This window comes from Actinopolyspora alba (assembly GCF_900112765.1).
In the GTDB taxonomy this organism is placed as follows: domain Bacteria; phylum Actinomycetota; class Actinomycetes; order Mycobacteriales; family Pseudonocardiaceae; genus Actinopolyspora; species Actinopolyspora alba.
In genome coordinates this window covers 179672-200575 of the sequence record NZ_FOMZ01000002.1, presented here as the reverse complement: position 1 = coordinate 200575, position 20904 = coordinate 179672, and the positions used below count along the sequence as shown (strand labels likewise).

The 20904-nt window shown below is 68.9% G+C and carries 19 protein-coding genes, 1 tRNA gene and 1 riboswitch; of the genes, 11 read left to right on the top strand and 9 right to left on the bottom strand.

The window, feature by feature from the left end; all coding sequences use genetic code 11:
• The first annotated feature begins 104 nt into the window (after positions 1 to 104).
• The 7 genes from BM150_RS03495 (at position 105) to BM150_RS03465 (ending at position 8086) form a co-directional block, all read left to right on the top strand.
• Entirely contained in the window at positions 105 to 1064 is a 960-nt protein-coding gene (locus BM150_RS03495; RefSeq protein WP_092923786.1) for an electron transfer flavoprotein subunit alpha/FixB family protein, read from the top strand.
• Positions 1065 to 1250: 186 nt separating this feature from the next.
• Positions 1251 to 2036, top strand: a complete 786-nt coding sequence (locus BM150_RS03490) for a GNAT family N-acetyltransferase (RefSeq protein WP_092923783.1) — start codon at positions 1251 to 1253, stop codon at positions 2034 to 2036.
• Positions 2033 to 3109: a lysophospholipid acyltransferase family protein gene (locus BM150_RS03485; protein WP_092923780.1), complete on the top strand. Its 1077-nt coding sequence runs from the start codon at positions 2033 to 2035 to the stop codon at positions 3107 to 3109. Before BM150_RS03490 ends, BM150_RS03485 begins: the two co-directional genes overlap by 4 nt.
• A complete protein-coding gene (locus BM150_RS03480; RefSeq protein WP_139219440.1) occupies positions 3024 to 4427 on the top strand; it encodes an MFS transporter in 1404 nt (467 codons plus the stop codon). Before BM150_RS03485 ends, BM150_RS03480 begins: the two co-directional genes overlap by 86 nt.
• Positions 4424 to 5647 carry a cysteine desulfurase family protein gene (locus tag BM150_RS03475; RefSeq protein WP_092923777.1) on the top strand — a complete coding sequence of 408 codons (1224 nt, stop codon included), beginning with the start codon at positions 4424 to 4426 and terminating at the stop codon, positions 5645 to 5647. The genes BM150_RS03480 and BM150_RS03475 overlap by 4 nt, the downstream gene beginning before the upstream one ends.
• 2 nt (positions 5648 to 5649) lie before the next feature.
• A complete protein-coding gene (gene mnmA / locus BM150_RS03470; protein ID WP_092923774.1) occupies positions 5650 to 6738 on the top strand; it encodes a tRNA 2-thiouridine(34) synthase MnmA in 1089 nt (362 codons plus the stop codon).
• Between the two features lie 310 nt (positions 6739 to 7048).
• A complete protein-coding gene (locus tag BM150_RS03465) occupies positions 7049 to 8086 on the top strand; it encodes a methionine synthase (protein ID WP_092923771.1) in 1038 nt (345 codons plus the stop codon).
• Between the two features lie 221 nt (positions 8087 to 8307).
• Here BM150_RS03465 and BM150_RS03460 read toward each other — a convergent pair.
• The 3 genes from BM150_RS03460 to BM150_RS03450 form a co-directional block, all read right to left on the bottom strand.
• Positions 8308 to 8380 (bottom strand) — tRNA-His (locus BM150_RS03460).
• A gap of 128 nt (positions 8381 to 8508) precedes the next feature.
• Entirely contained in the window at positions 8509 to 9156 is a 648-nt protein-coding gene (gene orn / locus BM150_RS03455; protein WP_092923768.1) for an oligoribonuclease, read from the bottom strand.
• A 191-nt stretch (positions 9157 to 9347) separates the two neighbouring features.
• Positions 9348 to 10889 (bottom strand): AMP-binding protein, encoded by a 1542-nt coding sequence (locus BM150_RS03450; RefSeq protein ID WP_342752526.1) that lies wholly within the window; start codon positions 10887 to 10889, stop codon positions 9348 to 9350.
• 280 nt (positions 10890 to 11169) lie between these two features.
• Between BM150_RS03450 and BM150_RS03445 the strand changes: the two genes are divergently transcribed.
• Positions 11170 to 11574, top strand: coding sequence for a hypothetical protein (locus BM150_RS03445; protein ID WP_092923763.1), 405 nt, complete (start codon positions 11170 to 11172; stop codon positions 11572 to 11574).
• Between the two features lie 105 nt (positions 11575 to 11679).
• Here BM150_RS03445 and BM150_RS03440 read toward each other — a convergent pair whose 3' ends face one another.
• Entirely contained in the window at positions 11680 to 12420 is a 741-nt protein-coding gene (locus BM150_RS03440) for a hypothetical protein (RefSeq protein ID WP_092923760.1), read from the bottom strand.
• Positions 12421 to 12738: 318 nt separating this feature from the next.
• Here BM150_RS03440 and BM150_RS03435 point away from each other — a divergent pair, with 318 nt between their 5' ends.
• From BM150_RS03435 to tenA, 3 genes are all read left to right on the top strand, one after another.
• Positions 12739 to 12981, top strand: coding sequence for a biotin/lipoyl attachment domain-containing protein (locus tag BM150_RS03435; protein WP_092923757.1), 243 nt, complete (start codon positions 12739 to 12741; stop codon positions 12979 to 12981).
• A gap of 93 nt (positions 12982 to 13074) precedes the next feature.
• Positions 13075 to 13173: riboswitch (TPP riboswitch) on the top strand.
• A 132-nt stretch (positions 13174 to 13305) separates the two neighbouring features.
• A complete protein-coding gene (gene thiD / locus BM150_RS03430; RefSeq protein WP_092923754.1) occupies positions 13306 to 14127 on the top strand; it encodes a bifunctional hydroxymethylpyrimidine kinase/phosphomethylpyrimidine kinase in 822 nt (273 codons plus the stop codon).
• 44 nt (positions 14128 to 14171) lie between these two features.
• Positions 14172 to 14897, top strand: a complete 726-nt coding sequence (tenA, locus tag BM150_RS03425; RefSeq protein WP_092923751.1) for a thiaminase II — start codon at positions 14172 to 14174, stop codon at positions 14895 to 14897.
• A 363-nt stretch (positions 14898 to 15260) separates the two neighbouring features.
• On the opposite strand, the gene BM150_RS24395 is transcribed toward tenA, so the two are convergent.
• From BM150_RS24395 to BM150_RS03405, 5 genes are all read right to left on the bottom strand, one after another.
• Entirely contained in the window at positions 15261 to 16400 is a 1140-nt protein-coding gene (locus BM150_RS24395) for a polysaccharide pyruvyl transferase family protein (RefSeq protein WP_217641334.1), read from the bottom strand.
• Positions 16401 to 16474: 74 nt separating this feature from the next.
• Positions 16475 to 16969, bottom strand: coding sequence for a hypothetical protein (locus tag BM150_RS24390; RefSeq protein WP_217641333.1), 495 nt, complete (start codon positions 16967 to 16969; stop codon positions 16475 to 16477).
• Positions 16970 to 17064: 95 nt separating this feature from the next.
• Positions 17065 to 18201, bottom strand: coding sequence for a coiled-coil domain-containing protein (locus BM150_RS03415; protein WP_092923745.1), 1137 nt, complete (start codon positions 18199 to 18201; stop codon positions 17065 to 17067).
• Positions 18202 to 18373: 172 nt separating this feature from the next.
• Positions 18374 to 19003: a hypothetical protein gene (locus tag BM150_RS03410; protein ID WP_092923742.1), complete on the bottom strand. Its 630-nt coding sequence runs from the start codon at positions 19001 to 19003 to the stop codon at positions 18374 to 18376.
• Positions 19004 to 19007: 4 nt separating this feature from the next.
• The gene (locus BM150_RS03405; RefSeq protein ID WP_092923739.1) at positions 19008 to 20084 is read right to left on the bottom strand and encodes a hypothetical protein; all 1077 of its coding nucleotides are present in this window, start codon (positions 20082 to 20084) and stop codon (positions 19008 to 19010) included.
• Positions 20085 to 20904 lie beyond the last annotated feature (820 nt).

Below are 20904 nucleotides of genomic sequence, written 5' to 3'. Positions count from 1 at the left end.
GCACGACGATCCTCGGCCGTTCGCGCGGTTGGTCGTGACGAGTCCGGATCGTTTCGAGTCGTGGTGTGTTTCGGCTTCGGTCGCGTTTGAGAAGGGCGTTATCCATGTCTGAGGTTTTGGTCCTCGTCGACCACGCGGGTGGCGAGGTCAAGAAGGTTACGTACGAGATGCTCACGGTGGCCCGCCGACTCGGCGAGCCCGCCGCTGTGGTCACCGGTGGCCCCGGTGCCACCGACAAGATCGCCGATGCGTTGGCTTCGGCCGGTGCCGCCAAGGTTTACACGGCGGAATCGGCCGACATCGACAACTACCTGGTCACGCCGCAGGTCGACGTGCTGTCGAGCCTCGTCGAGCGCGTCTCCCCCGCGGCGGTGCTGCTGGCGGCCAGCGTCGACGGCAAGGAGATCGCGGGCAGGCTGGCGGTACGTACCGGCAGCGGGTTGCTGTCCGAGGTCGCCGACATCGATTCCGACGGGGTGGCCGACTACTCGCTGTTCGGCGGGTCGTACCAGGCAAGGGCCAAGGCCGCTTCCGGTGCTCCGGTGGTGTCGATGCTGCCGGGCAGCGTCGAGCCGGAGACGCTGGACGGTGGCGGTGCGCGCGAATCCGTCGAGGTTCCGGGCACCGACGCGGGCAAGTCCGGTGCCGTCACCGGCAGGCAGCCCGCGGAATCGGGAGACCGTCCCGAGCTGACCGAGGCCAACGTGGTGGTTTCTGGCGGCCGTGGTGTCGGCAGTGCGGAGAGCTTCGAGGTGATCGAGAAGCTCGCGGATTCCCTCGGCGCCGCCGTCGGTGCCTCGCGCGCCGCGGTCGACTCGGGTTACTACCCCGCCCAGTTCCAGGTCGGTCAGACCGGCAAGACGGTCTCCCCGCAGCTCTACCTCGCGTTGGGGATCTCCGGTGCCATCCAGCACCGCGCCGGGATGCAGACCTCCAAGACCATCGTGGCCGTCAACAAGGACGCCGAGGCACCGATCTTCGAGATCGCCGACTTCGGTGTCGTCGGTGACCTGTTCAAGGTGGCCCCGCAGTTGACCGAGGAGGTCGGCAACCGCAAGGGCTGACGCCCGCTCGTTCCACGGCGTCCTCGGGGGCGGAAGAGACCGGCCGGTCTCTTCCGCCCCCGAACGCTGTCGGCCCCGCTCCCGAGCTCCGGCGGGCCTCGGGTACCCGTCATTCACCCGAAGTTCTCGTTACGTCCGTCCGGTGCCACTGTCGGTGGTCGCACGGACCCGGCTACATCTGCGGACATGGCCGAAACAGCGCGATCCGATGCCACGTTGCTGGCCGTCACCGACGGGCGGGACCGGAGCGGGACCGATCGCTACTCATTGCTTCTGACCAGGGAACCAGCCGAGATTCGAGCCGCCCAGCGGTTGCGCCACCGGGTGTTCGCCACGGAGATGGGGGCCCTGGTCCACCAGGACGAGGACGGGATCGAGACCGACCGCTTCGACGAGTTCTGCGATCACCTCGTGGTGCGAGCGCAACGCTCGGGCGAGATCGTCGGTACCTACCGGATGCTGCCGCCGCAGCACGCCCTCGCGGCGGGGCGGCTCTACTCCGACGACGAGTTCGACCTCACCGCCTTGGCACCGCTGCGCTCGGACCTGGTGGAAACCGGGCGCTCCTGCGTGCACCCGGACCACCGCACCGGGGCGGTGATAGGTCTGATCTGGGCCGGTATCGCTCGATACCTGCTGTTGCACGGCCATCGTTGGCTCGCGGGATGCGCCTCGGTGTCGTTGCGGGACGGCGGAACGTCGGCCGCCGGCGTTTGGCAGACGGTTCGCCGCCGTCACTACGCCTCCCGCTCCCACCGGGTTCGGCCCTACCAGCCCTGGCCCACCCGAGTCGTGCCCGCTCCGGATCGTGTCCGGCTGCCACCGCTGCTGCGCGGGTACCTGCGGTTGGGAGCCCGGGTGTGCGGCCCGCCCGCCCACGACCCGGAGTTCGGCGTCGCGGACTTCTTCGTGCTGCTGGATTCGCACGACATCGACCGTCGGTACCTCGACCGCTTCCTGGGGGAGTCGTGAACGGGGCCGACACCTGGACACCGAACTCGCCGTGCGACACGTACTGCCTGCCCCATCGGGGGACGTTGCCCCGCGCCACGTTCACCCGCCGACTCCGCCGGGTGCTGGCGGTGGCGGTGCTGCTGCTGTACGGGGTGCTGCTCGCCTCGGCCATGCCGGTGTTGTCCGAAAGCCTGCGTCGCACCGCCGCCCGAACCTGGTTCACCGGCGTTCTCGCCGCCCTCGGTGTGCGGCTGCGAGTGCGCGGAGTTCCGCCACCCCGCGCGGGGGAGGACGTGGGAGCACTGGTGGTGTCCAACCACGTGTCCTGGTTGGACGTGCTCGCGCTGCAAGCGGTGTGTCCCATGCGTCTGTTGGCCAAGGCCGAGGTGCGCGAGTGGCCGTTGCTCGGGATGCTCGCGGTGCGGGCGGGAACGCTGTTCATCGACAGGAACCGTCCCAGCGGGCTTCCCGTCGCGGTCGGCTCCGTAACCGAGGCACTGCGCCACGGCCACGTGGTCGGTGCGTTCCCGGAAGGCACGACTCGGTGCGGTCGTGCGTCCGGGCGGTACCGTCCCGCCGTCTTCCAGGCGGCGTTGGACGCGGGCGCCCCGGTCCGACCCGTCGCACTGCGGTACGAACTGGCGAGCGGGGAACCCACCACCGTCGCCGCGTTCCTCGGCGAGGACACCCTGCTGGGTTCGCTGCGCGAGGTGCTGGCGGTGCGTGGCCTCGTCGTGGAGCTGATCCCGCTGCCGTCACCCGGTGCCACGGCCACCGCTTGGCCGGTGCGGTTCGACCACGGGCGCGGTTCGGTCGCACTCGGCGCTGCCACGAGTGCCCCTGGACGGCCGGGAACCAGCGGTTACGCCGCCGTGCGGCGCGACAATCCCGCCGCACGGCGGGAGCTGGCCTCCTACTGCGCCCGGGTCGTCACCGAAGCGTGTGATCCACGTCCCGCCGGAAACCACTGGACTTGCACCGCGGTGGAAGTCGCAGCATCGTGCGGTGACCGATCGGAACGACCCCCGCGAAACGACCGCCGCGACGGATCCGGAGCCCGGGAGTCCACTGTGGGCACCGCGGTACCGTAACTTCACCATCGGCCTGCTGCTGGTGGTCACGCTGGTCGCCTTCGAGGCGATGGGGGTGGCGACGGCACTGCCCACCATCGCCTCCGAACTGGACGGACAGCGGTGGTACTCCTGGGCGTTCACCCTGTTCATGGCCGCCAGCGCGGTCGGGACCGTCTTCGCGGGCCGGCTCGCCGACCGGCACGGGCCCGCCCTGCCACTGCTGCTCGCGCTGCCCCTGTTCGCGGCGGGACTCCTGCTCGCCGGGTCGGCGCCGAACATGCCCGTGCTACTGCTCGCCCGTGCCATGCAGGGACTGGGTGGCGGCAGCGTCGCCGTGCCGCTGTACGTGATGATCGCCAGGGTCTACCCCCAGCGGCACCACCCCAGGGCATTCGGCGCGATGTCCGCGGCCTGGGTTCTTCCCTCGCTGCTCGGGCCCGCACTGGCGGGGTTGATCACCGAACAGCTCCACTGGCGGTGGGTCTTTCTCGGGCTGGCACCGTTCGTGCTGCTCGGGGCGGTGCTCCTCGCTCCCACCATCCGGCGCGCCGGGAGCGGCCCCGAGGCGTTGCCCACGGCAAGACCGGGACTGGTGCCCGCGGCGCTCGGCGCCGGGCTCGCCACAGTGGTGCTCAACTGGAGTGCCGACCATCCCTCGGTGCTCTCGGCGGTTCTCGGCGTGGCGGCGATCGCCTCGCTGTGGGGCTGTGTGCGGGTGCTGCTGCCCACCGGGACGCTCTCGGCCCGTCCGGGCATCCCGGTCATGGTGCTGGCGCGCGGGCTGCTGGCCGGTGTCTTCTTCACCGCGGAGGCCTTCATTCCGCTGGTGCTGACCGTCGTGCACGGCTATTCGGCGGTGTTGGCCGGAATTCCGCTGACCGTGGCCTCGCTGGGCTGGTCGTTGGGCTCGTTCTGGCAGGGCAGACAGGGGCGTTTCAGCAGGGAGCACCTGGTGGCGTCCGGATTCGTGCTGGTGGTCGTCGGCGTGCTCGGCGTGGCGCTGCTGGCGCCGGAATGGGGAGCGGACCGGGCGATCTTCGTGTTCTGGTCGATCGCGGGTGCCGGTATGGGGATATCCGTCGCCAGCACGGCCGTACGGGTGCTGGGGCTCTCGGACCAGGCCGAACGAGGGTTCAACTCGGCCGCGTTGCAGATCTCCGACATGCTCGGGCAGGCACTGCTGGTCGGCTTGGGAGGGGCGCTGGTGAACCTGCTGGCCAGCACCCGGGAACCGACCCTGGGCGTGGTCGTGCTCGCGGGGCTGCTGATGCTGACGGGCTCGCTGGGTGCGCGCCTGGTGGCGCGTTCCCGAGGGATTATCCTGGACGGGCGATGACGTACCTGGACCACGCGGCAACCACCCCGATGCGTGCGGGCGCGATCGAGGTCATGACCGAAGCGCTCGCCACGCTGGGCAACGCCTCGTCCCTGCACACCTCCGGCAGACGAGCTCGTCGTGCCGTGGAGGAATCCCGCGAGGACATCGCGGCCGCACTCGGCGCTCGCCCGTCCGAGGTGCTGTTCACCGGTGGTGGCACCGAGAGCGACAACCTCGCGGTGAAGGGCATCTTCTGGGGCCGCAGGGGCGCCGATCCGCGGCGTCGTCGGGTGCTCGCCTCCGCCGTGGAGCATCACGCGGTGCTCGACACCGTGGAGTGGCTGGCCGAGCACGAGGGGGCCGAGGTCACCTGGCTGGAGGTCGACTCGTACGGCAGGGTGACTCCCGAAGTGCTGGAGGAGGTGGTTCGTCGGGCCCCGGACGAGGTCGCGCTCGCCACCGTGATGTGGGCCAACAACGAGGTCGGCACGGTCAACCCGATTCCGGAGCTGGCGGAGGTGGCCGTCCGGTACGGCATACCGCTGCACACCGACGCCGTTCAGGCCGTGGAGACGCTGCCCGTGGACTTCGAGTCCTCCGGGGTGTCGGCGCTGACGATGACCGGGCACAAGATCGGTGGTCCCTACGGCGTCGGGGTGCTGGTGCTGGGCAGGGACGTCACCTGCACGCCGCTGCTGCACGGGGGAGGCCAGGAGCGCGAGGTCCGTTCCGGCACGCTGGACACACCGGCCGTGCTGGCCCTCGCCAGTGCGCTGCGCGAGGCGGTCGACCGCCGGGAGCACCACGCGGCGGAGCTCGCCGCCCTGCGCGACGAACTCGTCGAGGGAGTGCGTTCGGCCGTGCCGGACGCGGTGCTCAACGGCGATCCGGGTACCGTCGAGGGCGGCCGGTTGCCGGGGAACGCGCACTTCACCTTCCCCGGCTGTGAAGGGGACAGCCTGTTGATGCTGCTCGACGCCAACGGCATCGAGTGCTCCACCGGATCCGCGTGCACCGCCGGTGTCGCCGAACCCAGCCACGTATTGTTGGCGATGGGCGCCGACGTGCGGGTCGCCCGGGGGTCGCTGCGGCTCTCGCTCGGACACGACTCGACCCGTGAGGACGTCCGTGCGTTCCTGGACGCGCTGGAACCGGCCGTGCGGCGGGCCCGTGGCGCAGGGCTCTCCGGTTTGAGCAAGACTTCGGTGGGATCGGCCACCGCGCCTACGGAGGTGTGAGGGTGCGAGTACTCGCGGCGATGAGCGGCGGTGTGGATTCGGCGGTGGCTGCCGCCCGAGCTGTGGACGCGGGGCACGACGTCACCGGCGTGCACTTGGCGTTGTCCGCCAAACCGGGGACGTTGCGAACGGGAGCCCGCGGCTGTTGCACCGTGGAGGACTCCCGCGACGCGCGACGTGCCGCGGACATTCTGGGGATCCCGTTCTACGTCTGGGACTTCGCCGAGCGGTTCAGCGAGGAGGTCATCGAGACCTTCGTGGGTGAGTACGCCGCGGGACGTACCCCCAACCCGTGCATGACCTGCAACGAGAAGATCAAGTTCGAGGCGTTGCTGGAGAAGGCCGTCGCGCTCGGCTTCGACGCCGTCTCGACGGGCCACTACGCCAGGCTCTCGCAGGAGTCGGGAGCTCCGGAACTGCGCCGCAGCAGGGACGAGGACAAGGACCAGTCCTACGTGCTCGCCTCGCTGACCCCGCAACAGCTGCGGCACGCGATGTTCCCGCTGGGCCACTCGCTGAAGTCGGAGGTACGCGAGGAGGCGGAGCGGCGCGATCTCGCTGTGGCGCGAAAACCGGACAGCCACGACATCTGCTTCATCCCGGACGGCGACACCAAGAAGTTCCTGGACTCCAAGCTGGGTGAACGGCCGGGCGAGATGGTCGACGCCGACTCGGGCGAGGTGCTCGCCGAGCACTCCGGAGTGCACGGTTTCACGGTGGGGCAGCGCAAGGGACTCGGCATCGACAAGCCCGCCGCCGACGGACGGCCGCGTTACGTGCTCTCGCTGGAGCCGGTTTCCGGCACGGTCGAGGTCGGTTCGGCGGAACGACTCTCGGTGACCGAGATCGACGCGGATCGGCCGATCTGGCCCTCCGAGAGCCCCATCGACGGTCCGACCGAGTGCGTGGCCCAGATCCGTGCACACGGTGAGACCTGTCGTGCCGTGGCCGAGACGACGGACGAGGGCGTCCGGGTGCGGCTCCACGAGCCGATGCGCGGCGTGGCTCCCGGGCAGTCGGTGGTGCTCTACCGGCCCGAGGAGGCCGGTGATCTCGTGCTCGGAAGTGCCAAGATCTCCGCTACTCGATAAACGGTTCACTGCCCGGTTGGCCAGGGTGGTTGCGTGGCGGAACCTCTCGCACGGCTCTCGCCGCGGGTGCCCCGACATCGGGTAGTAACTACACAACGTCGGTGCCGTCCTCGCGAGAGCCGCACGGGAGAACCCGCGGCGGTGCCGACTGCGTAAGTGGTGGGAGTTCGGCGCTCGCCGCACCGAAGCGACCATGATGCAACGTTCGAGGGCAGCGATCTCTGACGACTCTCGGTGTGGACCCGCTCCCATGAGAAACGCCTGATTCCCGTTTGGCGGAGGGCGCGAACTCGGTTGCGATAATGGTCGCGTGACGCAGCGACAGCCCTGGAACCCCGGTACCGCGACCGCCATCGGCTCCATGCCCGGTACCGACCCGCTGGAAACCGCACGGATCGTGGCGGGGGAACTGCCCGACCTGACCCCGATGCCGGAACTGCCCGCTCGTGGTGTGGGTGGTGACATGCTGGGGCGCACCGCCGGGATGCTGCCCGACCTGGCTGTCGAGGTCGTGCCGTCCGGTTACCGGGTCGCTCGTACGGCGGGACGCGACCAGCGCCGGGCGGTGGATCTGCTGCGCTGGGATCTCGATGCCCTGGAGGAGGTCACCGCCGCGGACACCGAACCCCGGCTGATCAAGCTTCAGGTCGCCGGTCCCTGGACGTTGGCCTCGGGCATCGAACTGGAGCGCGGGCACCGCGTGCTGACCGACCACGGCGCGTTGCGCGACTTCACCGAAGCGCTGGTGGAAGGCGTTCGCGAGCACGCCGCGCTGGTCGCCGAACGTACCGGTGGGCGGATCCTGCTGCAGCTGGACGAACCGACGTTGCCCGCCGTGCTCTCCGGTGATCTGCCCACTCCCTCGGGTTACGGAACCGTCCCAGCGTTCCCGGAGCCCGAGGTGCAGCGGCTGCTCGAACACACCATCGAGCGGTTGGGCGAAGCCGTGGCACGGCCGGTGATCGTGCACTGCTGCGCGGCACGGCCGCCCGTGCGGTTGTCGCGCCGGGCCGGTGCCGGGGCGCTGAGCCTGGACGCCGGGACGCTGGAGTCCTGCTCCGAGGAGTTCGCCGAAGAGGTCGGCGAGGTCCTGGACGCCGGGCTGCCCGTGCTGCTGGGCATGGTCCCCACCACCGAGCCCCGGCGCGAGCCGGAATCGCGCGAACTGGTCGAGCCGGTACGCACCTTCGTGACCAAGCTGGGGTTTTCCGAGCGGGTCCTCGCTGAACAGGTGGTTCCCACGCCGACGTGCGGTCTGGCGGCGGCATCACCGCGCTGGGCGCGCCGCGCGTTGGAACTCACCGGCAGGTTGGGCAGGATGCTTCCCGAGCGCTTCGCCCAGAACTGACGGCCCAGAACTGACCGCCCAGGGCCGACCCCGGCACCCGCGTCCGATGACGCCGGGCCGCCAGGGGCGATCACGAGCCGCCGGGTTGAGCCGGACCGGGGGAGCGGTGGGGTGCGGACCCCGGTCCGGCGTACGTCGTGCGGACGGTCCGTGTGAACGCCGCCCGATACGAAAACGGCGGCCCCGACACCGGAAACCGATGTCGGGGCCGCCCTCTGCGGGGTGAGTGACGGGATTCGAACCCGCGACTCCTGGGACCACAACCCAGTGCTCTACCGCCTGAGCTACACCCACCGTGCTCACCCGGTCTCATCACCGGGCAACGGATCCCATCCTAGCGTGGCCGGTTTTCGGGCTCGCAACGGGATCCCCTTTTGCCGATCGCGCTCTCGATTTCGCTGCGCAACCGGATGGAGCGAGGCTCACTCCTCCTCGAGGCGCCGCTTCGCCCGTTCCGTGCCGCCGACCTGCTCGTCGGCGAGCAGTTCGGCGGCGATCTCCTGTGCCTGTTCGCTGGAAGGACCCGGCTGCGGGACGAACGCTGTGCGCCGGTAGTAGGCCAACTCTCGGATCGATTCCCGCACGTCCGCCAGTGCCCGGTGCGCCAGCCCCTTCTCCGGCTGGGCGTAGTAGATACGCGGATACCACCGGCGGCACAGCTCCTTGACGGAGGAGACGTCCACCATGCGGTAGTGCAGGTACTGGTCGAGTTCCGGCATGTCCCTGGCGATGAAACCGCGGTCGGTGGCGATCGAGTTCCCCGCCAGCGGTGCGGATCGCCCGTTCGGCACGTGCTCCCGCAGGTACTCCAGCACCCGCTGCTCGGCCTGGGCGAGTGTGACCGTGGAGCGGCGCACCTCCTCGGTCAGCCCGGAGTGGTCGTGCATCTCCCGCACGACCTCCGGCATGTTTCGCAACGTCTCCTCGTCGGCGTGGATCACGATGTCCACGCCTTCGCCGAGGATGTTCAGGTCGGCATCGGTGACCAGGGCAGCGATCTCGATCAACGCGTCCTTGCCGAGCTCCAGCCCGGTCATCTCGCAGTCGATCCACACTAGACGATCGTTCACCGGGGTCAGCCTAACGCGCCACGTTGGGTGCACGCGAAACCGCCGGTGCGTCGTCACCGCCGCGGGCTCCCGCTGCGCGGGAGGCCCGACGTGGCGTGGCGGACCACTACGACGTCGGACCTCCCGGAGCGATCGCCGCACGAGCGGTCCCACCGCCCCGGAATTCCCGGCTGCGCGGGGGAGACGGAGCTCTACTCGGACGCGTCCCGGAAGGGCAACCGGTTCGGGACCACCTTGCCGGTGGCGTTGCGGGGGAGTTCGTCCAGGAACACCACGTCACGAGGGCGGGCGAACGTGGAGAGCTTCTCCTTCACCCGCTCACGAACGGTGTCCTCGTCCAACTCGTGGCCTTCGTGCGGCACCACGAAGGCAGCCAACCGCTGCCCGTGCTTCGGGTCCTCGACTCCGGTGACCGCGACCTCGCGGACTTCCGCGAAGGAGGCGATGACGTCCTCGGTCTCCTTGGGGTAGACGTTCTCCCCGCCCGAGACGATCATGTCGTCGGTTCGCCCGACGATGAACAGTCGGCCCTCCTGATCGAGGTAGCCGAGATCACCGGTGGGCATCAACCCGTTCGTTCGTCGGACCTCCTTGCCGTTGGTGTATCCCTCGAACAGCATGTCGTTGCCGACGTGGACACCACCGGTCTCGCCGGTCTCCACCGGGGAGCCGGACTTGTCCAGGATTCGCAGCGTCGTGCCGCGGGGCGGTTTACCCGCCGTGCCGGGGGAGGTGCGTAGGTCCCCCGGATTCGCGATGCTCACCCAGGACGCCTCGGTGGAGCCGTAGAAGTTGTACAGCACCGGCCCGAAGGCCCGTTGGAACTCGGTGGCGAGTGTGCCGGACAGTGCCGAACCACTGCAGGCGACGATCCGCAGTTCGCGGTGGTCGTAGTTGCGCCGCTGTCGTTCGGGCAGTTCGAGGATTCGTTGCAGCATCACCGGCACCGCGAACATCGCGCCGCAGCGATGTCGTTGTAGCGCGGCGAGAGTCTGCTGCGGGTCGAATCCCCTGCGCAGCACCAGGGTGGCTCCGAGCACCGTTCCCAGCTGGAACGCGGCCAGTCCCCAGGTGTGGAACATCGGGGCGCAGACCAGCATTCGTTCGCCGCTGCGCAGCGGCACCCTGGACATGATCGTCGTCGCCGGGCTCAGGTTCGGCGGATCGGGGCGTCGCGCGCCCTTGGGTGTGCCGGTGGTTCCGGAAGTCAGCACGATCATCCGGCCGTGCCTGGGGCGCTTGGGCAGTGGAGTCGAGGGGGAGCGTCCGATCAGCTGTTCCAGCGTGGTGTCGCTCGTCGTGCTCTCTGTCCAGCTCACGAGCAGTTCCACGCCGTCCGGTAGTCGCAGCCCCTCGGTGAACTCGGAGTCGGAGATCACCACCGCCACGCTCTGCTCGGCCAGTACGGCCGACATCTGCTCGGCGCTCATGCCGGTGTTGAGCAGCACGGAATCGGCACCCAGTTTGCTCGCAGCCAGCAGGCCCTCGACGAAGCCGTGATGGTTCCGGCACAGGATCGCCACCCTGGAACCGGATTCCACCCCGTACTCGCGAAGCCCGTTCGCCAGTCGGGTGGTGCGCTGCTCCACTTCGGCGAAGCTCAGCGCGCCGCGCTCGTCGATCACGGCGGGCCGGTCGGGGTGGCGTATCGCGCCCACCGCGTATCCGAGTGGAATCGCGATCCCCCAACGTCGGTAGGCCATCGCGATCCGCAGCAGCCTGTCCGGACGCATCGGGCGGACGACACCCTGTCTGATCAGGGTAAGGGCGTCGAGCAGTACCGGCGCCCGTCGTGCGAACCATCGGGATACCGCGCTCTGCTCGGTTCGGCGTTCACCGGCTGCCCCTGGCAACGGGCTCCGAGACCGGCTCTCAGGGGTCCGTTCACTCGTCACGCGACACCTCACAACTCTATCTACTCGTGAGTAGATAATGCCTTGTGTGGCGTCAGCAAGGAAGGGGAGAAGCGTCAGTAATGTCCAGATCTCCGGATCGGCTGGCACACTCATCGGGGTGAGCGGTTACGACACGCGGCTGTGGCGAGTGCTCGACCGGGCCCTGCTGGTCCTGGCCGTCGGAACACTGGGCCTGCTGATCGGCCTCGGCGACTCGCCGAGGCGAGCCGATTCGGCCCTCGGGCTGCTGGTCCTGGCGGCGGCCGTGCTGCCGATCGCGGTGACCGTGGGCCGACTTCCCTCCCACGCCCGCGCGAGACTTCGTGAACTCCCGCGCCGTCGTCGGTTGTTGACGGTCACCGCGTTCCTGGCGGCATGTGCGGCGATGTGCATCGCGCTCTGGAGTCTCCACAACGCCCTCGCGCCAGGGACGCTCGCGCCACTGGCGCTGGCGGTTCCGGCGCTCGCCGTCGCCGGGGTGGCCACACTCGGTGTTCGGCTCACCGGCGGACGGGGACGTTGAGAGCTTCGGACAACTCGCCACGACCGGAACAGGCGGCTCGTGGCACGAGAGGTTCCTCGGCGCGCTCCGGTCGGTCCCGGAGACGCCGGGGAGAACCGGCGGTGGTCAGACCGAGCGAACGACCAGACCTTCCCGCTCGCAGACGAAATCCAGCGAGCCCTCGAACTCCGCGATCGGCATCTCGTCGCGGATCAAGCGGTGCGGACCACCGTGCGTCTCCAGGCTCAACCGGTCCGCGGTGAAGTGCTGCTCGGAGTAGTCCGGCCCCTCGATGCGGACGTCCAGCTGCCCCTCGTGCAGCGTGATCGCGACCTGCCCACCGGGGATGGACAGCGGCTCACCGCCACGGTTGAGCGTGAGGCTGCCTTCCGTCGCGTTCTCCGGAAGCACCACGACCCTGCTCAGTGCGGCGTCCCTGCGGGAGTCCTGCCGGTTCATCGCGATCACGTCGCGCCGCAGGCTCTCGCCCGGTTCGCCTTCCTCCGGACGCGGTGCCAGCAGTGCCGCACGTTCCTTGGCGGCCAGCCGGTAGGGCTGCCAGGACCCCGTGCCCACCAGGTTGATCACCGAGTCGACACTGCTGTCGGCGAGCAGTTCCTCGCTGTCGGGCGCCGGGGTGATCTCGGTGGCTCGCACCCCACGCTCGTCGAGCAGCTGCCGCAGCGCTCGGGCACGCTCCCGCGCCTTGCGGTCGAAACCGCGGTTGATCGCGACCGTGGTGGAGCCACTCGCGGTCGCCGCGGCCGCTTCGGCGAGCCCCGCCAGCGGTTCCCAGACCGCGGCCGGGTCCTGTCCCGGGTTCTGCCGGGCGCGCGTGCTGCTGAGTACTTCGGTAGTGCTGTTCATTGCCCCAACTCTAGTCCGCCGTCGTCCGCGAGCTCACGATCCCGGAGTGGCTGTGCGGCAGCCGCGGCCCTCGGTGTGACATAACTCGCCGGAGACCGTTCCACGATGTGGTGTCCGGCCGGTTTTCCGGTGGTGTCCCGACCCGGCCCACGCGGTGATCGCTCCCACCGCCGTTCGCGTTCCGCGACACGAGTCCGCACGGTGTTGCGTCCGGGACTGTGCGTTTTGGAGGCTGCACCTTTCGAAGGTACCCGCCGGCCGGTCGGGCAGCGACCGGTCGGAGAGCACACCGCGCGTTGGCCGAGTCGGAGGCAGTGGATGACGGAGTTGCTGTACTGCGCCGAACAGCCGGACGGCCGTATGCCGGAAACCACCAGGGGCGTGCTCGTCCGGTGGTTGGCGGCGGACGGCAGTCGGGTGAGGGCCGGGCAGCCGTTGGCGGAGGTACGTGCCGAGGGCAGGAACGACCGGATGCACTCCCTGGCCACCGGAACGCTGCACCAGCAGGTACGGCAGGGTGAAGCGCTGTTGCCGGGATTTCCGGTCGGGCTGATCGAGTAGCGGAGCCGAACGGGTGCGGCGTTGTTCGGTTCGGCGTTGACCGCCGCTGCTATCTTGAGGTTCGCCGGAGTGGGAACGAACGACCCGCCTCCGGCCAGTGACGCGGGGTGCCCGGCCGTTCGGTCGGGCTGAGAGAGACCCGTCGAACCTGAACTAGTTCGCACTAGCGGAGGGACGTCGCGGTGTTGCCGGCTCGTACGTGTGCCGTCACGCCCGGTTGCCGGGTGGTTCCAGCTGTTCCCGGGGCGGTGTGCGGCCGTTCCGGACGAACCACGTACGCCGTCGCCATGCCCCCGTGCTCGTCCAGCCGTGAGAGGGGCAGCAGTGATTCCGAACGTGCTCACGATCGCCGGTACCGATCCCAGCGGGGGAGCGGGCATTCAGGCCGATCTGAAGGCTTTCTCCGCCCACGGCACCTACGGTATGGCGGTGACCACGGCGCTCGTGGCCCAGACCACCACGGGAGTCTCCTCGGTGCGGGAGATCCCTGCGGAGTTCGTGGCCGATCAGCTACGGACCCTGTTCGACGACGTGCGGGTCGACGCGATCAAGATCGGGATGCTCTCGGACACGGATATCATCCGAACCGTGGCCGGGGTGCTGTCCGAGTACTCGGCACGCGAGATCGTGCTGGACCCGGTGATGGTCGCCAAGAGCGGCGACCGGTTGCTCGCCGCCGACGCCGTCCGTGCGTTGCGGGACGAGTTACTGCCCCACGTTGACCTGATCACACCCAACCTGCCCGAAGCGGCGGACCTGCTCGGTGTGTCGGAGACGACCGGTACCGAGGGGATGTCCGCCCAGGCCGAGCGGCTGGCCGGGCTGGGAGTCGAGCGGGTGCTGCTGAAGGGCGGTCACCTGGGCGGTGAATCCAGCGTGGACGTGCTGCGCACCGCGAGCGGTGTCGAACTGTTGTCGCACGAGCGAGTGGTGACCAAGAACGACCACGGCACGGGATGCACCCTCTCGGCCGCCACGGCGGCACTGCGTGCCCTGGGGCGAGACTGGTCCACCGCCGTGCGCGAGGCCAAGGACTACCTCACCGGTGCGCTGCGCGCGGCCGACCTGCTCGACGTCGGACAGGGCCACGGCCCGGTGCACCACTTTTACCGCTGGTGGCCGGCTGAGGGCACGCCACGCACCTGACCATCCCGTCCCACCACGTCGAACCGCCGAAGCGGAGGAAAGACATGAGCTACCGCCTTCCCGACCCCGTCCCCGGCGGTTTCTGCGCCGAAGCCTGGGCTTACACGGCGGAACTGCAACGTGCGATCGTGCGCCACCCGTTCAACACGGCACTGGCCGACGGCAGCCTGCCACGGGACCGGTTCGCGTTCTACATCGTGCAGGACTCGCGCTACCTGTTCGGATTCGCGCAGGCACTGGCCGCCGCCGCGAGCAGGGCCGACGACCCCGCAGACGCGGCTTTTCTGGCAGGCAGCGCACACGGAGCGCTGGCCGAGGAGCGCAAGCTGCACGCCGGTTACATCGAACAGCTCGGTCTCACCGAGGACGAGATGGCGGGTGTCCAGACCTCGCCGACGTGCCTGGCCTACACCTCCTACCTGCGTGCCACCGCGCTGAGCGAGCCCTATCCGGTGCTGGTCGCCGCGCTGCTGCCCTGTTTCTGGGTGTATCAGCACGTGGGCAGCACGATTCTGGAGAGCACCGGAACGACGGCCGGGCACCCCTACGGGCGCTGGATCGCCACCTACGCCGACGAGGAGTTCGCCAACGCGGTACTCGGCGCCAGGGAACTCACCGACAGGCTCGCCGCGGGAACCGACGAGAACACGCGGCGACGCATGCTCACCGCCTTCGTGCGGTGCAGTGAGTACGAATGGCTGTTCTGGAACAGCGCGTGGGAGACCGAGAGCTGGCCCACCGCGGCATGGCTGCCCGAGCCGCACGACTGACGCGCTCACCCGGAGCCGGTAGGGCCGAGTTCCGTTCAAGCTGTTGCTCGGTGGGGTTCTTCGGTGCGGCGTCGATTTCTCGCGAAATGTCGGGAAGGTAGGGCCGGACGGCACGGTTGGGCGTCAATTTCTCGCGAAATCGCCGGGCCGCCAGCACCGACGAGTAGCCGCACTCCCACCACTCCCGCAGGTCGCACTCCGACCATCCCGGCAGTCGGCACCGCCGCGGGGTCTCCGGTGCGGCTCTCGCGAGGAAGGCCCGACGTTGTGTAGGTCGCCACCCGAGGTCGGGCCTCCCCGCAACGAGCGCCGTGCCAGAGGTTCCGCCAAGTGAGTAGCTACGTGGCCCGAGCCGTCAGGGCTCTACTGGAAGTAGATCTTGGCGGCCAGCTCTTCCTTGGCCGAGCGAAGCGACTCCAGCGTGCCGAGGTCGAACCCACCGGCTGGTTCCGTGGCCACCGAGGTACTCAGATCCGTGTTCAGCGACCAACCGGAGCCGTTGGCGATCAGCGAGCCGTGTTTGCTGGTGTAGTAGTCGGCATCGATCGCCACCGCGGTTCCGGCAGCTCCCGTCGCCGCCGCGACCAGGTGCGTGTGGAACCGGGTGGACAACCACCGCTGCTCGGCGTGGGCGGGCAGTCCCGAATCCATGATCTCGGAGAACGGGTAGAAGCGGGCGTCGGGCAGCTCGTGTCGCAGCAGTGCGTAGATCTCGCGGTCCACCAGCGGCATCCCCTCCACGAATCCGATGCGTTCGGAGGGGGTTTTCCAGCGCCGCAGGGTTTCGAGCACGAAACCGGCCAGCGCGGCCCGGCTCATGCTCAGCAGGTCGGACTGCACGCAGACCATGACCTCGGGGCAGTCGTCCTGCCGGTACATGTGGGGCGTGATCCCGAAGAACAGGTCATCGCCGGTGTCGGTGACTTCCGGCACGTTGGCCAGCGCGTCCAACGAGGGCGTGTCCCGCACGTCCACCACGTCGAACCGCCTCGCCAACGCACTCAACAGCTGCCTCGCCTCGCCGGGCAACGGCGTCAGGCCCTGCCCGGTCATCGCCAGCCGCGCACCGGAGCGCTCCCCGATGGCCACGGCCGCCGCGAGCAACCCGAAGTGGTGCGGCCAGATCCCGTTGATGTAGCCACCACCGATGACGTGCACCACGTTCGCCCGCCTGGCCGCGACCACGCCCGCGACCCAGCGAGGTGCTGTTCCGGGGTCGTGGATCGCCTGGCGCACGAACGAGGCCACCTCCCACGGTTCCCGCGAGTCGGCGTGCCAGCAGAGTCGCCACAGGGTGTCGGTGAACCGCACGTTCGGATGCAGCTTTCCCAGCAACACCTCACTCGGCCCGGGATTGGGGCAGTCCAGCCAGACCTCCGAGTCGGGGGCCTGGTGTGCCAGGTGGCGCAGCCAGCAGGCGGCGATGTGCTCGTCGCCGTAGTTGGGGTGGCCGGTGGTGCCGACCAGGTACACGGTTTTCCGTTCCGGTGAAGGGTCGGTCAAACGTACTCCTCGGCCGGTCTCAGCGTTGGAGTGAGGATCCCGACTGGCTTCGGAGTCGTTCCCGACGCCGTCGGTCAGTGCAGCTCGAGTTCGTTGCTGATCGTCAGCAGGCGAGCTTTCGCCTGCCCGAACCGTACCCGGTGTTTGGCGGCGCACAGTTCGATCCGCTCGCTCCAGCGGGCGGTGGACGAGCGCCCGGTGCCGAGGTCGGCCTCGTCGGTGATTCCGGAGCTTGCCGCGTCCTCGCTGTCCGGCAGGGTCGACTCCGGATCGGTCTCCTCGTCCACGTTTCGAGGTCGATTCTCCGGTGCGCTCGAAACTGCGGTCGAAAGTGCGGTCGACGGTGCGGTCGACGGCTGGGACGCCGGTGTGCTCACCGGCGTCGTGTTCGACCGCGGGACGTCGTTCACCACTCGGGCCTGCCGCCGGGACCTGGCCGCGGCTCGGTCGCCGCGACGGTGTTCGCGCCGCAACAGCGGTACGAACACCAAGGTGGCCACACCGAAACCGGCCAGGAAGGTGAGTGCGAGCAGATCGATCGCCGGGAAGGTGAGCTGTGCCAGCGTCATCTTCGAGTGTGCTCCTCTCTGCTGTTTCGGGGTTGCCTTCGCCGAGCCCGGTCAACGGGGCGGTCGTTCGGGGCGCTTCCTCCGGTCGTCCCGGTTCAGTTCCGGCCCGCGGGATCCTGCTCTTCCAGTGAGCCGGGAACCGTGCCGGTGACGGTGGTGATCCCCTCACCAGGGGGCACCACCGCATCCGGCTGTTCCGCCGGGGGTTCGTACTCACCCATGCGGGGGTCAGGGGTGCTCGCCATCACCGAGGTTTCCGGTGCGGAGCCGTCGGTGCCCGAGCTCGGTTCCGGCGTCCCGTCCTCCGCTTCGGGGCGGCTCGGAGTCAGCTGTACCGGGATCGAAGTGGGGGAGGTGACGAAACGGGGCACTTCCGACTCCTGGTCGGCTTCGGCCGTTTCCCGCTCATCCTGACCGGAAGCGCTGTCGTGCCCCGCAGTCCCCTGCTGCCCGGTCTCGTCCGGCGTTTTGCGCAGTGAGACCGCGGAGGCACCGATGGTGTCGCTGGCCGTGTCGAGCGTGTTCAGCACGTGGTCACGCAGCGACTCCAGCTCCGTGCGGTGCCGGGTGATTTCCTCCAGGGTCTCCCGCCTGTGTCGTTCCGCCTCGGCTTCCTGCCTGCCGCATTCGCGGCGAGTTCGTTCCACGAGCTCGGACGCTTCCCGCTGTGCCGCGCTCATCAGCGACTTGTAGGCGTCCCGGACGGACCGGCGCATCCGCTGTTCCCGCTCCCGCAGCTCGTTGAGCTGTCGTGCCCGGTCGCGGTGCAACCTCTCGTGGCGGCGTTCTATCTCGGCGAGCAGTCGTTCGCACTGCCCGTGCAGCTCACCCGCGGTGTTCTCGGCCTGCTCGATCAGCCGGTTCGCCTCGCTCTCCGCGGAACCTCGGATCACTTCCGCCTCGTGCCCGGCCTGTTCGCGGATGGCCCGCAGCTCCTCCTCTGCCAGCTCCAGCATCTCCCGCACCCGCTGCGAGGCGGCTGGCAGGCCCGTTTCCGAGGATTCCACGTGGTGCAGGCGTTGCTGTGTCTCGGCCAGCTCCTGGCGGGTCCGGTCGTAGAGCTCGCGCAGATCCGAGTTCAGTCGAGCCGCCTCGTTGCGGTCTATGGTCACCAGTTCGAGCTGGTTCTCCAGTACCTCGAGGTGCTCCAGTACCTGCTCTCGTTGAAATCCGCGGAACCCGACGTCGAACCCGGGCCGGAGCGGAACCACGGCGTCGGCGGCGTCTTCCATGTCGAATCCTCCTGTCCGCGACTGCCTTACGAGGTTGGCTCGATGATGGTCGAGAGTGGGGTTGCCGTATCGGATCGGGACGTGGGATCGCCGGCCCCACCACGAGGGGAGTGGTGCTTACCGGCGTGCCGTGACTGGTGGGAGTTCCGGTCGCCGTCGGGTGCCCCCGGCGCTACCGCTGTTGCTGTCCGTCGCCCGAATGTCCGTTCTCCTCCAGCCGCAGTTCGCCGGTCAGGCTCATGCGCAGTTCCTCCAACCGCTGTTTGCTGTCGTCCATCGGTTGGATGTACTCCCGGCGGAACCGTTCCGCGCTCTCCTCGCTGCCGAAGTGCGTCTCGGCACCGAAGCTCCCGGTGGGCGGGTTACCGGTGTTCGTGGGTTGTTCGGTTCGGACGGGTTGCTCCGGAGCATCGGTTCCGGCCATCGCGTCGGGTTCGGTGGGTGCCTCCACACCGGAAGGGGCGACCGGTCGGTTCCGGGATTCCTCGTCCCGTGCCGGGACCGCTCGGTCACCCGGTTCCGCCGCGCCTGCCTCGGGGGAGTCGGCGTGCTTCGCTTCGTCCTCCTGGGGAACTCCCGTTCCGACCCGTCTCGGTTGTCCGTTGCGCCCCGGGCCGCTCAACAGGGCCGTCGAGGTGGTCAGTCTGGCCAGTTGCCTGCGCAACCGTTGTTGCCGTCGCCGTGCTCGAACGAGCAGGATCGTGGCCGGAAGTGCCGTGAGCAGGACTCCGGAAAGCACCGCGAGCCCCAGCCGGAGCAGGTGCCATCCGGCCGGAGCCCACGGGATCAGCTCAGCATTCATCGAATCAGTGTCCGTAGTCGACCGAGTGGGGATGGTTCTCGCCGTCCGTGCCCAGGGTGTTGGCCCTGTTCAGTACGGGGACCTCGTCGTGTACCGGATCGTCCTCGGTGACGGGGTTCACGGGGATCGGGCGGTTGCCGGTCTCCGCGGCCTGCTGGTCCGGCTGGAACGGGATGCGTTCCTCCACCGACTCCCGGGACATCTCCGGTTCGGCGGGGGAGAGCGCTTCGCGTGCCTCGCCGGTTGCCTCGCCACCGGGGGTGGTGTACGAGGGGGTCTGCTCCCGCTGGGTCTGTTCGACGATCAACAGCGGTCGGGGTTGCTCGCTGAGCACGTCGCGCTGTTGCCCGACGAAGGTGGCCACCGCGTCCATGTTCTGCACCAACCTGCTGCGCAGGTCCTCCAGCTGTTCGGCGCGGGAACGCAGCTCACTCATGAGCTCGCTGTGCCTGCGGCGTGCGTCCTCCTCCAAGTCGCCGCAGCGTTGACGAGTGTTCTGGAGCAGCTCGTCGGCGTCCCTGCGCGCGGCTGTCAGGGCCTCTTCGTAGGTACTGCGGTAGGACTGCTTGAGCTGCTCGGCCCTCGCCTCGACCTGGGCGGAACGCGAAGCGTGCTCCTCGTCGAGACGTTTTCTGCGTTCCTCGAGGTCGTCGACGAGCTCCGAGCACTCCTGACGCAGTTCGGCCGCGCGGTTCTCCGCCTCGGTCCGGATGCGTTCGGCATCGGTCTCGGCGACGCCGCGGATCGTCTCGGCCTCACGATTGGCGTGCTCACGAATGGCGGTTGCCTCTTCCTCCGCCACGTTCAGCATGTGCTGCATCCGCGCGGTGATGTAGGGCTGCCCCGTATCGGCGTTCTGCACCCGTTTCAACTCACCGGCGGTTTCTTCCATCTGTCTGCGCGTCTCGTCGGTGATGCGCCGCTGGTCCTCGTTGAGCCGGATCGCTTCATCCCTGTCCGTGACCAGGATCCGGATCTGGTCCTCCAGTAGTTCGATGTGTTCCAGAACCTGTTTTCGGTTGAATCCGCGGAACTCGTTGTCGAACCCCGGCCTAAGGGGAACGATGGCCTCGTCTTCCATGGTCCACCGCACTTCCGCTCGACACTGTGCTGCTGGTGATCCTAAGCGGAGTGACGGATTTTCCGGCGCATGCTTGATGCGCACGTCCGAGTTCTCACTCGAACGAGCGAGACGTATCATTGAATGAAAGCAATTCATTTTTGTGGGGCGATGCGCGGATCTCGCGCGTGAAATCGGTGTGGACACGAAACATTTCGGAAGAATGTTCGTGAAACGTGCGGAAGTGGTAGGCCGGTGGATTCCGGCCGCCGAATCCGCTCCCTCCGGCGAGCGGGGACCGTGGAAGAGTGGTGTGAACCGCACCATCGACTCGGAAGGTTGAGCGGGAACGACCATCGGGTTCGGCGGGGTGTGCCGGAGGACGGAATCCTTCGCCGGCCTCCGAGTCGCCACCGGGGGTGACGAGCCGATGATCACGGCGAACGTCGCCGACCGGAAGGCCGAGCCGCGTTCCCGCGAGTCCGCGGCCGAGGAGTGCCGAGTCGGGGACGCCCGGTAGCGGGGGAGACCGCCCCGATTCGCCGCTCGCTCGCAGCGGCGCGGCACATCGGGTGGTCGCTCACGGAGTAGTAGCTCACTGGGGAGTAGCTCACTGGGTGGTCGCCGGCGGGGCGGCTGCTCCGCGGAGTCGCCCTCCGGAGGCTCGCGGTGTTCCGTCCTGGTGGGCGTCCCGTTCCTCATGTGAACCGCGCGGTTCGAAGCGCCGTTGTTCCCGCCCGACGTGGCCGAGACCACTGTCGGTGTCAGGTAGTCGCAAGTCGCTGTGAGCCGTGGCGTACGGTCTTCAACGACGGGCAGCCACGGTGGCCCGCCTCATCCG

What these genes read in the sequence shown, in the direction of transcription:
- BM150_RS03490 (WP_092923783.1), top strand. Translation starts at nt 1,251, where the DNA reads ATGGCCGAAACAGCGCGATCCGATGCCACGTTGCTGGCCGTCACCGAC.
- BM150_RS03475 (WP_092923777.1), top strand. Translation starts at nt 4,424, where the DNA reads ATGACGTACCTGGACCACGCGGCAACCACCCCGATGCGTGCGGGCGCG.
- BM150_RS03435 (WP_092923757.1), top strand. Translation starts at nt 12,739, where the DNA reads ATGACGGAGTTGCTGTACTGCGCCGAACAGCCGGACGGCCGTATGCCG.
- BM150_RS03450 (WP_342752526.1), bottom strand. Translation starts at nt 10,889, where the DNA reads ATGCGTCCGGACAGGCTGCTGCGGATCGCGATGGCCTACCGACGTTGG.
- BM150_RS03410 (WP_092923742.1), bottom strand. Translation starts at nt 19,003, where the DNA reads ATGAATGCTGAGCTGATCCCGTGGGCTCCGGCCGGATGGCACCTGCTC.
- BM150_RS03405 (WP_092923739.1), bottom strand. Translation starts at nt 20,084, where the DNA reads ATGGAAGACGAGGCCATCGTTCCCCTTAGGCCGGGGTTCGACAACGAG.
- BM150_RS03495 (WP_092923786.1), top strand. Translation starts at nt 105, where the DNA reads ATGTCTGAGGTTTTGGTCCTCGTCGACCACGCGGGTGGCGAGGTCAAG.
- tenA (WP_092923751.1), top strand. Translation starts at nt 14,172, where the DNA reads ATGAGCTACCGCCTTCCCGACCCCGTCCCCGGCGGTTTCTGCGCCGAA.
- BM150_RS03440 (WP_092923760.1), bottom strand. Translation starts at nt 12,420, where the DNA reads ATGAACAGCACTACCGAAGTACTCAGCAGCACGCGCGCCCGGCAGAAC.
- BM150_RS24390 (WP_217641333.1), bottom strand. Translation starts at nt 16,969, where the DNA reads ATGACGCTGGCACAGCTCACCTTCCCGGCGATCGATCTGCTCGCACTC.
- BM150_RS03415 (WP_092923745.1), bottom strand. Translation starts at nt 18,201, where the DNA reads ATGGAAGACGCCGCCGACGCCGTGGTTCCGCTCCGGCCCGGGTTCGAC.